A 13,416-nucleotide genomic window follows, 5' to 3' on the forward strand; every position below is an offset into this window, starting at 1 on the left:
CCTTTACGAGCCCGGATTGAAGCGGGTGCGGCCGATATCGCTCTTGAGCTTGTCGGTCTGGCCGGCGATGAAGGCGGAGAACTGCGCCAGGGTCTGGGGCGGCGCGACCTCCACGCCCATCTTGCGGTAGCCCTCGATCACTTCCGGCGATTGCAGGATGGCCTGGATCTCCTGGTGCAGGCGCTGGCGCACCGGCTCCGGCGTGCCCTTGGGCGCGAACACGCCGGTCCAGATGTCGTAGTCGATGCCTTCCAGGCCCGCGGTTTCCGAGGCCGACGGAATGTTCTTGTCGCCCACGTCCCGGTTCCTGCTCATCACGGCCAGCGCCTTCATTTTGTGATTGGCGATGTGCGGCAGCATGGCCGGCAGCCCCAGCAGGGCCAGGTCGATCTGCCCGCCCATCAGATCGATGCTGGCCTGCCCCGCGCCCTTGTACGGCACGGCCACGATATCGGTTCCCGTGTCGGACTTGAGCGCCTCCATCGCCAGATGATAGAGCGAGCCCGTGCCCGGAATGCCGTAGGACAGGCTGCCGGGTTTCTGCCTGGCCAGCGCCAGCGCGCCCGCCAGGTCCGAGACCGGCAGGTCGGGCCGGGCCACCAGCACCAGGCCGCTGGTGCCGACCATGGAGATCGCGTCGAAATCCGCGGCCTGGTATTGCGCCTGCGGCGTGACCAGCGGCGCCAGCGACACGTTGGAGGTGATGCCGATCAGCAGCGTGTAGCCGTCGGGATTGGCCTTGGCCACGCGGTTGGCGCCCAGCATGCCGCCGGCCCCGGCCACGTTCTCCACCACCACCGGCTGCCGCAGGCGGCGCGACAGTTCCTCGCCCAGCACGCGCCCGATCGGATCGAGCGAGCCGCCCGGCGCGTAAGGGATGATCATGCGGATCGGGCGGTCGGGATAGGCGGCTTCGGCGTGCGCGGCGGCGGCGCCGGCCAGCAGGGCGGCCGCGGCCATCAGCCTGGCGATTGCGGAAATTTTCATGGTGGGTCTCCTGTTCATATGGAATCGTTGTTGGTGTCCTGGATCCACGCGTCCAGCATGGCGGCGAGTTCGGCGTTGTTGCGGTCCATCATCGGCAGGTGCGAATTGCCGGCGATGCCCAGGGCCGGCAGGTCCATCCGGGTGACGCTGCCGCCGGCCCGCGCCAGGCCGTCGAGCCAGGCGTCGGTCTGCTCGCGGTAGCGCCGCCACAGCGGGCTGCGGTCGAAGTAGTCGCCCCACAGCACGCATACCGGCACCGCCGCCATGCGCGCGAACGCCGCGGCGTCGGCCTGCACGCCGCCGGCCGGCTCCACCAGCACCAGCGCCTTGATGCGGTCCGGCACGGCCTGCAGCACGCTTTGCGCGAGCCGCCCGCCCTCGCTGTGGGCGATCACCACGCCCGGCCCGGCGCGGCCCAGCAGCTCGGCATACGCGGCGATGGCGCGCTCGCGGTTGCTCACCCAGCGGCCGACGAACTGGCGCGCCAGCTGCGGCATGCAATCGGCCGGAAACTGCTGGCCCGGATAGCCCTGCGCCGCGCCGGGTTCGCCGATGCGGAACAGATCCCAGGCCTGCTCGATGCTGCGGTGCTCGGCCTGCCCGCCGGCCACGAGCTCCGGCGCCGGCCAGGAAGCGCGCCCGCGCTCGACCGCGTCGCTGACGTAGGTGTCGTAGCCCGCGCGCATGAAGTAGTCGTGCCAGCCGGGGCGGCCGTCCGGCGTCTGCTCCCAGGTGCAGCCGGTCATGCCGCCGCCGTGCCAGAGGAACACCGGATAGGGATGGGCCGGCCGCGCCAGCGCGAAATGCTGCACGTACAGCTGGCCGACCGCGTGGCGGCCGTTGGGGTCGGAGGCGCGCGCCTCCAGGCCGGGCACGGATTGCAGCGTCCTCGCGGGCGCGTCGCTCAGTTCGACGATAGACCCGCCGACATGGAAGCCGCGTATCGACTTGAGCGGCGGCAGTTCGGCTCCGGACTGCGGGGCCAGGCTTGCTTGGGACATGGGGATTTCTTCCGGGCGACAACGTATCGGACCGCAGTTTGCCGTCGCGACCCCTATCCGTAAAATATCTTTACCCTATACCGCCATATTGCTGAATTATGGCCATCCTCCACCCTGCCGCCCCATGCACAACGCCCGCCAGCTCGACATCCCCCGCCTGATCGCCTTTATCGCGGTCTGCGAAGAAGGCAGCATCTCGGCCGCCTCGCGCCGGCTGCACATCGCGCAGCCGGCCCTGACCGTGACCATGGCGAAGCTGGAGGCGGCGCTGGACGCGCAACTGCTGGAACGCGACATACGCGGGGTTGCGCCCACGCCGGCCGGCGTCGAGCTGCTGGCGCGCGCCTACGACATCGTGGGCCGCACGCAGGCCGCGTTCGAGGACATCCGCGGCAGCGCCCAGGAACCGCAGGGCGAAGTCTCCATCGGGCTGCCGGCTTCCGCGGCGGCGGTGCTGGCCCTGCCGCTGATCGCGCGGCTGTCGCAGGACTATCCGCGCATCCGGCTGCGGGTGGTGGACGGGTTCTCGGGCTATCTCTGGAGCTGGCTGCTGGCCGGCGAGCTGGACCTGGCGCTGGTGTTCGACCGGCCTTCCACGTCCGGCGTGCACAGCGAACCCATCGCGCACGAGGACATGCACCTGGTGGGCGTGCCGCAGCGCCTGAAGGCCGGCAAGACCGTGTCCGTGGCGGCGCTGGCGGACTATCCGCTGGCCATCTCGTCGCGCCGCCACGGCATCCGCGCCGCGCTCGACGACTACGCGCTGCGCCACGGAACCGCGCTCAACGTGGGCATAGAAATCGACGCCGGCGCCTACCTGATCCAGCTGCTCAGGACCGGCGCCTGGTTCAGCCTGCTGGCGCCCTGCGCCGTGGCCCGCGAGGTGCGCGAAGGCGCGCTGGCCACACGCCGGCTGTCGCCCACCTTCACCCGCTCAATCTGCCTGGCGCAGCGCCGCAGCGTGCTGGGCGACGCCGCCGCGCGCAGCGTGGCCGGCACGCTGCGGCAGGTGGTGCGCGGCCTGATCGACGACCGGACCTGGGACGCGCGGCCGGCCTAGGCCTTCAGCCACTGGCCGACCAGGTCCAGCACGATGCGGCTCTGTTCGCGGTGCGGCACGTGGCCGCAGTTCTCCAGCAGCACGCTGCGCCCGCCGGTCAGTTCCGCGATGCGCTCGGGATGCCGGCGCGAGCCGTATTCGTCCAGCTCGCCATGCAGCGCCAGCACCGGGCAGCGAACCTGGCGCAGGCGCGCGTCGAGATTCCAGTCGGCGAACGCCGGCGACAGCCAGGTATCGACCCAGGCGCGCAGCACCCAGGCGGCCTTTTCGCCGTGGTACTTCTTCAGGCGGTCCAGCTGGCCGGGTTCGGCGAAGTTGCGGCTGGCGGCGCTGATGCCGGACAGCGTGAGGTCTTCGGCGAAGGTCTGCGCCGACTCGGTGATCAGGGCCCGGCAATCGGCGGCGTACTCGCCCGCGCTGCAGATCGCCATGCCGCCGCCCACGCTGTGGCCGAAGGCCACGAACGGCCCGATGCCCAGCGCCTCGCGCAGCAGGCGGAAACCGTCGCGCGCCTCGGCCTCGACGAAGCCGGGGTCGAAGACGGCGTCGTTCGGGTCCGAGCGGCCGAAGCCGAGCCGGTCGTAGGCGATGACGCTGCGCCCGGTCTCCTGCGCCAGCTGTTCGGGAAAGTCGCGCCACAGCTCCACGCAGCCCAGCGAGTCGTGCATCAGCACGATGGGCGCGCCGGCGTCCTGCGCGCCGGCCGGGTCCCAGCGCCGCGCAAACAGGCGGCCCTGGCTGGTGGGCACGTAGACATCCTGGGGGGTGATGGAATGCATGTATCCGTCCTGGAAGGAAAAAGGCGCCCGGGGATTATAGGAAAACCGGCCGCGCCGGCCTTCAGCGCAGGCCGAACAGCACGCCGGCCGCGATGATGAGCAGCACCAGCGCGGAGATCGCGCTGTAGGCGTAATCGCGCTCGCGCAGGAAGATCGCCAGCATCAGCGCCACCCGCGCCACCGGCAGCAGGATGAAGAGCGCCACGCCGGCCTGCACCAGCCGGTAGCCGCCGGCCGGCAGCAGCAGGTCCAGCGCCATGCCGATGGCGATGCAGGCCGAGGCCGCCCAGGTGCCGTACCAGAGCAGCGCCGCGATGCGGCGGTCGCGCCGCGCCTGAAGGTCCGTCGCAGCGCTCATGCCGCGCCTCCCGGAAAAGACACGCCCAGCGCGCTCAGCAGCATCTGCACCGCCAGCAGCGCCAGCACGATGACGAAGAACAGGCGCAGCTTGTCCGCCGGCAGCCCGAGCAGCACGCGCGCGCCCGCCAGCGCGCCGGCCACCGAGCCCAGCGCCACCGGGCCGGCGATGCCGATGTCGATGTCGCCGCGCACGAAATACGCGCCCGCGCTGGCCGCGGCGGTCACCCCTATCATGAAGTTCGACGTGGCCGAGGACACCTTGATGGGCAGCCGCAGCGCNGCCCAGCGCGCTCAGCAGCATCTGCACCGCCAGCAGCGCCAGCACGATGACGAAGAACAGGCGCAGCTTGTCCGCCGGCAGCCCGAGCAGCACGCGCGCGCCCGCCAGCGCGCCGGCCACCGAGCCCAGCGCCACCGGGCCGGCGATGCCGATGTCGATGTCGCCGCGCACGAAATACGCGCCCGCGCTGGCCGCGGCGGTCACCCCTATCATGAAGTTCGACGTGGCCGAGGACACCTTGATGGGCAGCCGCAGCGCGGCGTCCATCGCCGGAATCTTGAGCACGCCCGAGCCGATGCCCAGCAGCGCCGAGACCAGCCCGGCCGCGTACATCAGCGACAGCCCCAGCGGCACGCGGCCGACCTGGTAATGCACCTCGCGGCCCAGCGCCCTGTCGGGGAAGCTGGAATGCAGGCGCAGCGCGGTGGCCCAGCTCGCGGCCCCGGGCGCGGCGACCGCGGCGACCTCGCGGCGGCGCGCCAGCATCTGCTGCGCCGACAGCGCCAGGATGACGGCGAACAGGCCGTACAGGAACGCCGTGGGCACGATGCCGATCAGGAACACTCCGGTCAGCGCGCCCAGCGTGGTCGCGGTTTCGAGCACGATGGCCAGCCGTACGTTGGTCAGCCTTCCCTTCAGAAACGGCGCGGCGCTGCCGCAGGAACAGGCGATCACCGAGACGATGCTGGCGCCGATGGCCAGGTGGATGTCCACGCCGAACAGCAGCGTCAGGATGGGCACGATGAAAATGCCGCTGGCCATGCCCAGCACGCCGCCGAGCGCGCTGGCGCCGAAGGCCGCGGCAAACAGCCAGAGGATCTGCGCGCTGTCCGTCATGGCCGGCGGGGCGCGCGCGCCAGGCGGGTGGAGAACCGGATCAGGTCGCCGCGGTAATAGAGTTTTTCGTAGTCGACGGGCCGCTGGCCCTCGGTGTAGGACGTGCGCTCGATCAGGAAGATCGGGCTGCCGGGCGGCACGCCCAGCGCCTGCGCCACGTGCGCGTCGGCGGTGACGGCTTCGAGCTGGTACTGCGCCTCGATCAGCGGCAGCGCGTAGCGCAGCTCCAGCAGGTCGAAAATCGGCTCGGCTTCCAGGTCGTTGCTGGCCACCTGCTCGCCGATCTCCAGCGGCAGATAGGTTTCGTCGAACGACATGGCCACGCCGTCGGCCAGGCGCACGCGCTCGATGCGGTAGACCTGCGTGCCCTGCGCCACGCCGAGCTGGCGGGCGACGGCCTCGGAGGCCGGCACCGGCCGCTTGTCCAGCAGGCGCGCGGTGGCGTGGCGGCCCAGCGCCGCCATGTCCTCCACGAAGCCGCTCAGCCCCGTCAGCGGCTGGGTCAGCTTGGGTTCGGCCACGAACGTGCCCCTGCCCCGCCGGATCTCGACCAGCCCGCGGGCCACCAGGTGTTCGATCGCCTTGCGCACCGTGGTGCGGCTGACGCCGAAGCGGGCGATCAGGCCGTCTTCGGGTGGAAGCTGGCTGCCGGGCGGCAGGCCGCCGGCCGCGATTTCCGCGGCCAGCGCGTTCTCGACCCGGGCGTAGAGCGGGGCGTAGTCGGTTTCATTGGGCATGCCGGCATCATAACATCAAGACATCATGATGTCGTGATGTCGTAATGATGTCCCGCCGCCCTACTCCGCGTAGCCGGGGTTGCGGCGGTCCAGCCGGCGCAGCAGCCCGGGCCAGGCCAGCGCCGCCTTGTGGGCGCGGTCGGCCGGCGATTCGACCGCGGCGCGCGCCAGCACCTCGGGCGGAATGTGGGTCAGTTCGCCGCCGCCGGCCTGGGCCCGCACCTGGACCATGCAGGCCGCTTCCAGGCGGTGCATGGCCTGGAACGCCTCCGCCATGCTCTGCCCCACGGTCAGCAGGCCGTGGTTGCGCAGGATGAGGTAGTTGTTGCTGCCCAGGTCGCGCACCAGGCGCGGCTGCTCGTCGGGGTTGAGCGCCAGGCCCTCGTAATCGTGATAGCTGAGCGAGCGCAGCACGATGAAGGCGAACTGCGACAGCGGCAGCAGCCCTTCTTTCTGCGCCGAGACCGCCACGCCGTTGATCGAGTGCGTGTGCAGCACGCACATCGCGTCCTTGCGGGCCGCGTGGATACAGCTGTGGATGGTGAAGCCGGCGGGATTGATGTCGTACTCCGACTCCATCACCTTGCGGCCGTGCAGGTCGATCTTGACCAGGCTGGACGCCGTGATCTCGTCGAACATCATGCCGTAGGGATTGATGAGAAAGTGCTCGGTGCCGGGCACCTTGGCGGTGATGTGCGTGAAGATCAGGTCGTCCCAGCCGAACAGCGCCACCAGCCGGTACAGCGCCGCCAGATCCTTGCGCACCTGCCATTCCGCCTCGCCGACGCGCTCGCGCACGCTGTTTGTCTTGCCTACCGTATCCATGCCGTCTCCTGATCTGTGCTGTGAAATGCCGCCCGCGGCAACCGCGCCCGGGCCTGCCCAGCACTGTATTCGGTTTGCGCGCAAACGGCGCGCCCGGCGTCCGCCGGCCGGTCATCGCCGCCGCCGCGGCCAGGCAATGCTATGGTTGGCCGCTGCCACCTCCCCATCGCTCCCCATGACCCGCGCCCCCGACTCCCTCGCCGTCCATTACCTGAGCGGCGCAGCCATGCGCAGCCGCGGCGTGGCCGCCGCGGCGCTGACGGCCACACTGGACGTGCCGCCCGCGCCGGCGCGGGCGGCGGCGGACTGGGAGCGCGAGATCGCGACGCGGCTGTGCCTGGAGCCCGGCGACGTCGAGCAGATGCCGCTGGCCCGCACGCGGGCGCGCTGGCCCGGCTTCGGGCGATGCCTGGATGCGATGCGCGGCTGGACCGGCGCGCTGGGACTGGCGGCGGCGCTGGACGAGGCCGACATGGCGCTGATGGCGTGCCGCGGCGCGCGCTTTCATCACGACGCCGGGCAGTACGGCGACGCGGTCTTCTGCAATCTGTTCCTGAGCGAGGACAAGGGGCTGGACGTGGTCTTTCCGGGCAGCGGCCAGCGGATCGCGCTGGCGCGCGGCACGGCCATGATTTTCGACACCGCGCAGCCGCACGCCGTGGTGCCGCGCGGCCGCGACCGGTTCCGCGAGTCGGACTTCGCCGGCGGTGCGGACCTGTCGCAGCTGTTCCTGACCTGGGAGCTGCCGGTCGAGGCGCCCGGCGTCGCGCAGGCGCTGGGCATTGTTTTCGACGTCGATGCGCCGCAGGACGAGGAACAGGTGCGCCGGGGCGGCGCGCGCGTGGAAGTCGACCCGGCATCGGGGCGCTGGCGCGCCCCGGCCTGAACGCTTACTGCCTTTCGGTGTTCTGCACGAAGTAGGCCGGCATTTCCGGCCCCCACATGTAGAGCGCGTCTTCCGGCGGGTAGTCGCCCGCGGGCCAGTCGAAACCGGCCGGCACGTAGTCGATGTGGGCCGAGTACTCCCAGAACGAGCCCCAGGGATCGCGCACGTAATAGAAGTAGTTCGATCCCAGCGTATGGCGGGCCACGCCCCAGCCTTCCTTGTAGCCCGCGTCGCGCATCTGCTCGGCGCCGCAGCCCACGTCCTCCAGGCCGGGCACGTCCCAGGCGCTGTGGTGCCAGCCGCGGGCCGCGTCCTTGACGAAGGCGACCAGGTGATGGTCCGAGCCGTGGCGCGCGTGCATGAAGGCCACGATGTCGCGCGAGCGGTCGGACAGGTACAGCCCCAGCGCGTCGCTGTAGAAGCGCAGCGAGCGCTCCATGTCGGTGGTGAACATCAGCACGTGCGACAGGCGCGCCGGCCGCGCGCGCGGCCGCTTGCCGCGCCCGGCCGAGCCGCGCTGGCCCGGCGCCACCTGCACGCTGGCATTGCGGCTCTTGGTGTCCGGGCTGGTCTTGGGGCCGGGCTTGAGCTGCAGCAGGTTGCCGTCCGGGTCCAGGAACCAGAATCCCCCGGACTCGCCATGCGCGCCGGGCGCGGCGGGACGCGCGCCGGCGGCCAGCGCCTGCTCGCGGATGGCGTCGAACTCGTCCTCATAGCAGTTCAGGCTCAGATAGGCCAGCTGCTTGGGGCCGCCGCCGACGATGCGCGACCAGCAATGGTCGTCGCCCGCGCAGCGCAGCTCCAGCGCGCCGCCGGCGTGCGCGACCTCCAGGCCGAAGGCGCGCAGGAAGCGTTCGGCCTGCTCCAGGTCGGGGACCTGGAGCGCGAAATGATCGATCGAGTGCACGCCGTAGCGGGCTGAGTCAGGCTTGTTGAACGACATTCTTGTCTCCTCGGGACCGACTGGTTTCGATTATGCGAGCGCCGGCTGCGGGACGGAAGCCCGGTCCACGACGCGCGCGAACACCTCCAGCAATTGCGCGCGGGCGGCTTCGGCCGTGGGCGCGGAATCGGCGCGCCAGGCGACGTGGCGGTCCGGGCGGACCAGCACGCAACCCGACTCGGAGACTTCGCGCAGGCGCGCCCAGGCGCCGTAGACGTCGGCCACTTCGCAGCCGGCGCCGATGGTGTGGACCGCGAGGTCCAGCCCCAGGGTTTGCCGGACCGCCTCGGCGGCTTCGCGCCACACGGCGTCGGAACGGCCCAGCAGCAGGGTGAAGCGGCCATGGCCGACCAGGTCCAGGGTGGAGACGCGGCGCCGGTCCAGCTCGACCCATGCATGCGGCAACGAGGCGCCGGGGAAGGTGGTGGGCTGGTGGTACAGCTCGGCGTCGCGCTCGAAGGGCTTGCGCTTGCTGCCGTCGGCCACCACCGCGGACGAGGCGTAGACCTGACCCAGTTCGACGCCGTGGCAATTGAACTGGTAGTTCTGCAATTCCACCGCCGCATCCAGCTGGGCGCGGCGTTCGCGCCCGCGCGGCGTGTCGCCGAACAGTTCGTCGATATTGGCCCAGCCCTCTTGCGCGCTCTGGCCGGGAATGAAGCCCAGCGCGTCGGCGATGGCCTTCATGTCCTGCACCGATTTCATGGCGCGGTCGACCACGCCGCGCGCCACCGGCTGGCGTTCCTGGGAATAGGTTTCCAGCAGTTGCGGGCCGGCCTGGCCCTTGAGCACCATCGCCAGTTTCCAGGCCAGGTTGAAGCCGTCCTGGATCGAGGTATTGGTGCCCAGCCCGTTGGCCGGCGGATGGCGATGCGCCGCGTCGCCGGCCAGGAACACCCGGCCCTTGCTCATCTGGCGCGCGGCGATATGGTTGATCTGCCACTTGTTGGCCGACTTGACCCTGACCTGGATGTCGGGCACGCCGATCACGCTGCGGGCATGGGCGATGATGGCCGCTTCGCTCAGGTCCGGCTCGCCCTTTTCCTTGTCGTACATGTAGAGCATGATCCATTCGTTCCACGGCTTGACGCAGACGAAGGTGCCGCTGCCGAACCAGTAGGTGTTGCCGGGTTCGGTCATCCAGTACAGCACGCCGGGGCGGTGCTGCACGTAGGGCGTGAGGTCCACCTCCAGCCAGCAGCTGACCGCCGCGCCCAGGCCCATCTGGCCGTCGAACTCGAAGCCCAGCTGCCGGGCCACGATGCTGTTGCCGCCGTCGGCGCCCACCGCGTATTGCGCGATGACGCGGATTTCCTCGCCGCTGAGCTTGTCGACCAGGTGCGCCACGACTTCGTCGCCCTGCTGCGCGATCGAGGTCAGTTCGGTGTTGAACAGGAAATGCGCGCCATGCTCGCGCGCCGCGCCCAGGATGATGGGCTCCAGGATGTGCTGCGGGATGTTGCACATCTCGCAGGGGCTCGCTTTTTCGTAGTCCGCCTTGCGCTCCCCGCCCGTGCCCCAGGTCTGCAGGCGGGCCAGTTCCTTGCCGGCGAAACTGGTGGCCCAGACGTTGTTCGACATCTGGAAGTTGGGCGTGGCCTGGGCGCGCACGCGGTCCTCGATGCCGAGGTCGCGCATCACTTCGATGGTGCGCTGGTTGGTGATGTGCGCGCGCGGCGAATTGGCGGTGCCGGGATAGCGCGTGACCGTCAGCGTTTCAATGCCGTACTTGGCCAGCAGCGCCGTCACGCTCAGGCCCGCCGGACCTGCGCCCACGACCAGCACGGGGGTTCTGAGTTCTTTCATTGGAATGTCTCCGTCCTTTTTTCGTCGGCCCGGCGCGCCGGGCCCGCGCGCGGCTCAGCGCTCCAGCCGAACCGGATTGGTCAGCGTGCCGATGCCTTCGATGGACACCTCGCACACATCGCCGTCCTGCATCAGCAGGCGCGGTTGGCGCGCCCAGCCCACGCCCGAGGGCGTGCCCGAGACGATCACGTCGCCGGCTTCCAGCGAGAACGATTCGCTCAGGACCGAGATCAGCGTGGCCACGTCGAACACCATGTCGCGGGTGTTGGCCGACTGCACCACCTTGCCGTTGAGGCGGGTCTCCAGCGCCAGGCCGCTGCCGCCGGCGGGCAGTTCGTCGGGCGTGACCAGCACGGGGCCGAAGCCGCCGGTGCCGTCGAAGTTCTTGCCCACGGTCCATTGCGGCGACTTGAACTGGTATTCGCGCACCGAGCCGTCGTTGAAGACCGAGTAGCCGGCCACGTACTTCAGCGCCTCGGCCTTGGAAATGTAGCGGCCGCCGCCGTTCAGCACCACCGCCATCTCGCCTTCGTAGTCCAGCGAGTCCGAGGCCTTGGGCCGGATCATGGGGTCGCCGTGCGCGATCAGGCTGCTGTTGAAGCGGTTGAACACGGTCGGATAGTCGGGCTGCTCGAACTTGCTTTCGGCCGTGTGGTCGCGGTAATTCAGGCCGATGCAGATGATCTTGCCGGCGTTGTCCAGCGGCGGCAGGTAGCCGATTTCGGCCAGCGGGATCGGACGCCCGCCCGCGGCGCGTTCCTTGGCGAAGGCGGCCAGGTCCACGCCCTGGCGCAGCAGGTCCAGCACCTCGTGCCGGCCCAGGCTGACCACTTCGTCGCCCCGCAGAATGCCGAGGTGACGCTCGTTGTTGTGGGTAAAGCGTATGAGTTTCATGATGTCCTTGATGACCGCAAGAGCGCCGCGCAAAGAGCGCCGCGGCAGGGCGGCGCCGCACGGGATGGGCTACGCAGCGTCGGGCTCCATCCTTGCAGGCCAGTATAGGCAGTTTTATCTACAAAGCAAGAAAAATATATATTTTTTGGTTTGTCTACTTTCATGGCCGAGCGTAGAATCCCCCTAACCCAATGCGGATACCCCTAACCAATGAGCCACCCGACAGGCGGCGAGCCCGCCCGTGCCGCAACCCAGCAGCGTACGCAGGCCTCGCTGCTGACCGATACCGTCCTCGACGACATCATCGCCGGGCGCCTGCTGCCCGGCGCCAAGCTCAAGCTCAAAGAGCTCGCCGAACGCTACGACACCGGCGTCAATCCGCTGCGCGAGGCGCTGTCGCGCCTGGCGACCAGCGGCTTCGTCAACGCCGAAGACCAGCGCGGCTTCAGCGTGGCCAAGACCTCGCGCGAGGAACTGCTGGACATCACGCAGACGCGCCAGCGCATCGAATGCGATGCGCTGCGGGCCTCCATCGCGCACGGCGACATCGAATGGGAAGGCCGCGTCATGGCGGCGCTGCACCGCCTCAAGCGCCAGTCCATGATGGCGGCCAGCGGCGTGGGACTGGACCCGCAATGGGAAGCCGAGCACGACGCCTTCCACGAGGCGCTGCTGTCGGCCTGCCCGTCCAAATGGAGCCTGCGGTTCTCGCTCATCCTGCGCGACCAGACCTCGCGCTACCGCAACCTGTCCGTGATGGGACAGAACGAAGCCGGCGCGCGCGACGTGCATGCCGAGCACGAGGCCATCGCGAAGGCGGCGCTGGCCAAGAACGCCGACCTGGCCTGCGCGCTCCTGGCCGAGCACCTGCGCATCACCACCGCGCTGGTGCTGGAACACAGCCGGTTCGGCCGCGGCGCGGCCTGATCCGCGGCCTACCGGCCGCCCCGCCACTGGCCCGCGCTCAGCGCCAGCCGGAAGCCGACGTTGGCGGCGCTGCTGTACGGGTCCTGCCCCTGCCGCGCGCTGACGCGGTAGCCTTCGCAATAGGTTTCGCTGCACAGGAACGATCCCCCACGGATGACGCGCTGCGGCGCGTCCGGCCGGACCAGGGTGGCGTCGAACGAGGCCTGCGGACCGGCAGGGTCGAAAATCGCCCCGCCCTTGGCCGCCTGGCGCGCGAACGCATCGGGGCGGTACCAGTCGGCCACCCACTGCCAGGCGTTGCCGGCCATGTCCTGGATGTTGTAGCCGTTGGGCGGATACGCGCCCACCCGCTCGGTGCCCGGCATGATCTTCGGCGATTGCATTGGGAAAGGCTGGGCCGAATCCCAGGTGCGGGCCATGCTTTTGCCCTCGGGCTGCAGCACCCCGCCCCAGGCGTAGCTGGCCTGGTCCAGCCCGCCGCGCGCCGCATATTCCCATTCCGCTTCGGTCGGCAGGCGCTTGCCGGCCCAGGCCGCGTAGGCCTGGGCGTCCTCGTACGAAACCTGCACCACCGGGTGGTCTTCCTTGCCCGTGAGATCGGACGCGGGGCCTTGCGGATGGCGCCAGTTCGCGCCCGGCGCGTAACGCCACCAGCGCGCATATTCGCGCAGGTCCACCGGTTTGTCGGCGCCGACGAACACCAGCGCGCCCGGCACCAGCGCCGAAGCCGGCGGACGCGGCGTGCCGGGCGGCAGCTGGGCGCGTAGCGTCTCCCAGTCGGGCGCCCGCTCCGCGGTGGTGACGTAGCCGGTGGCCGCCACGAAGCGGGCGAAGTCGCGGTTGGTGACGTGGTGGCGGTCGATCCAGTATCCCGGCAACCGCACCTTGTGGGCCGGCCGCTCGTTGGCCTGCGCGCGGCTGCTGTCCGAACCCATCAGGAATTCGCCCGGCGGCACCCACACCATGTCGGGCGGGGCGTTGCGCCCGTCGCCGGGCTGCCCGGGCTGGGGGCCGGCCGCAATGGCCAGCCAGCCCGCCGCCACCGCCGCCGCGCCGATCGCGGCGGCCGCCACCAGGCGCATGGACATCTTCAT

The 13,416-nt window shown here is 70.2% G+C and carries 13 protein-coding genes and 1 pseudogene; 3 read left to right on the forward strand and 11 right to left on the reverse strand.

Annotated elements, in window-relative coordinates; genetic code table 11:
* Positions 1–3 precede the first annotated feature (3 nt).
* Positions 4–987 carry a tripartite tricarboxylate transporter substrate binding protein gene (locus C1I89_RS16960; RefSeq protein WP_181390973.1) on the reverse strand — a complete coding sequence of 328 codons (984 nt, stop codon included), beginning with the start codon at positions 985–987 and terminating at the stop codon, positions 4–6.
* A gap of 14 nt (positions 988–1,001) precedes the next feature.
* The gene (locus C1I89_RS34555) at positions 1,002–1,988 is read right to left on the reverse strand and encodes an esterase (RefSeq protein WP_181390974.1); all 987 of its coding nucleotides are present in this window, start codon (positions 1,986–1,988) and stop codon (positions 1,002–1,004) included.
* A 124-nt stretch (positions 1,989–2,112) separates the two neighbouring features.
* Between C1I89_RS34555 and C1I89_RS16965 the strand changes: the two genes are divergently transcribed.
* Positions 2,113–3,048, forward strand: a complete 936-nt coding sequence (locus tag C1I89_RS16965; protein ID WP_168202174.1) for a LysR family transcriptional regulator — start codon at positions 2,113–2,115, stop codon at positions 3,046–3,048.
* Here the strand turns inward: C1I89_RS16965 and C1I89_RS16970 are convergent.
* From C1I89_RS16970 to C1I89_RS16995, 5 genes and pseudogenes are all read right to left on the reverse strand, one after another.
* On the reverse strand, positions 3,045–3,827 hold the full coding sequence (locus C1I89_RS16970) for an alpha/beta fold hydrolase (protein ID WP_102773850.1): 783 nt from the start codon (positions 3,825–3,827) through the stop codon (positions 3,045–3,047). The two genes, C1I89_RS16965 and C1I89_RS16970, sit on opposite strands and share 4 nt — an antisense overlap.
* A 61-nt stretch (positions 3,828–3,888) precedes the next feature.
* Positions 3,889–4,488 (reverse strand): DUF1634 domain-containing protein, encoded by a 600-nt coding sequence (locus tag C1I89_RS35905; protein ID WP_440130642.1) that lies wholly within the window; start codon positions 4,486–4,488, stop codon positions 3,889–3,891.
* Positions 4,468–5,304, reverse strand: a pseudogene (locus C1I89_RS16985) (sulfite exporter TauE/SafE family protein); the annotation flags it as partial. The gene C1I89_RS35905 and the pseudogene C1I89_RS16985, both read right to left, overlap by 21 nt.
* Positions 5,301–6,041 carry a GntR family transcriptional regulator gene (locus C1I89_RS16990; protein ID WP_102773851.1) on the reverse strand — a complete coding sequence of 247 codons (741 nt, stop codon included), beginning with the start codon at positions 6,039–6,041 and terminating at the stop codon, positions 5,301–5,303. The pseudogene C1I89_RS16985 and the gene C1I89_RS16990, both read right to left, overlap by 4 nt.
* A gap of 60 nt (positions 6,042–6,101) precedes the next feature.
* On the reverse strand, positions 6,102–6,866 hold the full coding sequence (locus tag C1I89_RS16995; RefSeq protein WP_102773852.1) for a class II aldolase/adducin family protein: 765 nt from the start codon (positions 6,864–6,866) through the stop codon (positions 6,102–6,104).
* A 175-nt stretch (positions 6,867–7,041) separates the two neighbouring features.
* Here C1I89_RS16995 and C1I89_RS17000 point away from each other — a divergent pair, with 175 nt between their 5' ends.
* Complete coding sequence (locus C1I89_RS17000; protein WP_102773853.1) at positions 7,042–7,752, forward strand: hypothetical protein; 711 nt, start codon at positions 7,042–7,044, stop codon at positions 7,750–7,752.
* Between the two features lie 4 nt (positions 7,753–7,756).
* Here C1I89_RS17000 and C1I89_RS17005 read toward each other — a convergent pair whose 3' ends face one another.
* From C1I89_RS17005 to C1I89_RS17015, 3 genes are read right to left on the reverse strand one after another with little or no spacing between them, the layout of a single operon-like run.
* The gene (locus C1I89_RS17005) at positions 7,757–8,695 is read right to left on the reverse strand and encodes a VOC family protein (RefSeq protein WP_102773854.1); all 939 of its coding nucleotides are present in this window, start codon (positions 8,693–8,695) and stop codon (positions 7,757–7,759) included.
* A gap of 30 nt (positions 8,696–8,725) precedes the next feature.
* Positions 8,726–10,501 (reverse strand): FAD-dependent monooxygenase, encoded by a 1,776-nt coding sequence (locus C1I89_RS17010; RefSeq protein ID WP_102773855.1) that lies wholly within the window; start codon positions 10,499–10,501, stop codon positions 8,726–8,728.
* Positions 10,502–10,555: 54 nt separating this feature from the next.
* The gene (locus C1I89_RS17015; RefSeq protein WP_102774158.1) at positions 10,556–11,395 is read right to left on the reverse strand and encodes a fumarylacetoacetate hydrolase family protein; all 840 of its coding nucleotides are present in this window, start codon (positions 11,393–11,395) and stop codon (positions 10,556–10,558) included.
* A gap of 210 nt (positions 11,396–11,605) precedes the next feature.
* On the opposite strand from C1I89_RS17015, the gene C1I89_RS17020 reads away from it, so the two are divergent.
* On the forward strand, positions 11,606–12,322 hold the full coding sequence (locus tag C1I89_RS17020; RefSeq protein ID WP_102773856.1) for a GntR family transcriptional regulator: 717 nt from the start codon (positions 11,606–11,608) through the stop codon (positions 12,320–12,322).
* Positions 12,323–12,330: 8 nt separating this feature from the next.
* Here the strand turns inward: C1I89_RS17020 and C1I89_RS17025 are convergent, their stop codons facing one another.
* Entirely contained in the window at positions 12,331–13,416 is a 1,086-nt protein-coding gene (locus tag C1I89_RS17025) for a formylglycine-generating enzyme family protein (protein ID WP_102773857.1), read from the reverse strand.

The sequence above is a fragment of the Achromobacter pulmonis genome, from assembly GCF_002885955.2.
Taxonomy (GTDB): Bacteria; Pseudomonadota; Gammaproteobacteria; order Burkholderiales; family Burkholderiaceae_B; genus Achromobacter; species Achromobacter pulmonis_A.

Bases quoted from the DNA above. Each gene is read 5' to 3' on its own strand.
- C1I89_RS16965 (WP_168202174.1), top strand. From the start codon at position 2,113: ATGCACAACGCCCGCCAGCTCGACATCCCCCGCCTGATCGCCTTTATC.
- C1I89_RS34555 (WP_181390974.1), bottom strand. From the start codon at position 1,988: ATGTCCCAAGCAAGCCTGGCCCCGCAGTCCGGAGCCGAACTGCCGCCG.
- C1I89_RS17005 (WP_102773854.1), bottom strand. From the start codon at position 8,695: ATGTCGTTCAACAAGCCTGACTCAGCCCGCTACGGCGTGCACTCGATC.
- C1I89_RS17015 (WP_102774158.1), bottom strand. From the start codon at position 11,395: ATGAAACTCATACGCTTTACCCACAACAACGAGCGTCACCTCGGCATT.
- C1I89_RS17025 (WP_102773857.1), bottom strand. From the start codon at position 13,416: ATGAAGATGTCCATGCGCCTGGTGGCGGCCGCCGCGATCGGCGCGGCG.
- C1I89_RS16990 (WP_102773851.1), bottom strand. From the start codon at position 6,041: ATGCCCAATGAAACCGACTACGCCCCGCTCTACGCCCGGGTCGAGAAC.
- C1I89_RS17020 (WP_102773856.1), top strand. From the start codon at position 11,606: ATGAGCCACCCGACAGGCGGCGAGCCCGCCCGTGCCGCAACCCAGCAG.
- C1I89_RS17000 (WP_102773853.1), top strand. From the start codon at position 7,042: ATGACCCGCGCCCCCGACTCCCTCGCCGTCCATTACCTGAGCGGCGCA.
- C1I89_RS16995 (WP_102773852.1), bottom strand. From the start codon at position 6,866: ATGGATACGGTAGGCAAGACAAACAGCGTGCGCGAGCGCGTCGGCGAG.
- C1I89_RS16970 (WP_102773850.1), bottom strand. From the start codon at position 3,827: ATGCATTCCATCACCCCCCAGGATGTCTACGTGCCCACCAGCCAGGGC.
- C1I89_RS17010 (WP_102773855.1), bottom strand. From the start codon at position 10,501: ATGAAAGAACTCAGAACCCCCGTGCTGGTCGTGGGCGCAGGTCCGGCG.
- C1I89_RS16960 (WP_181390973.1), bottom strand. From the start codon at position 987: ATGAAAATTTCCGCAATCGCCAGGCTGATGGCCGCGGCCGCCCTGCTG.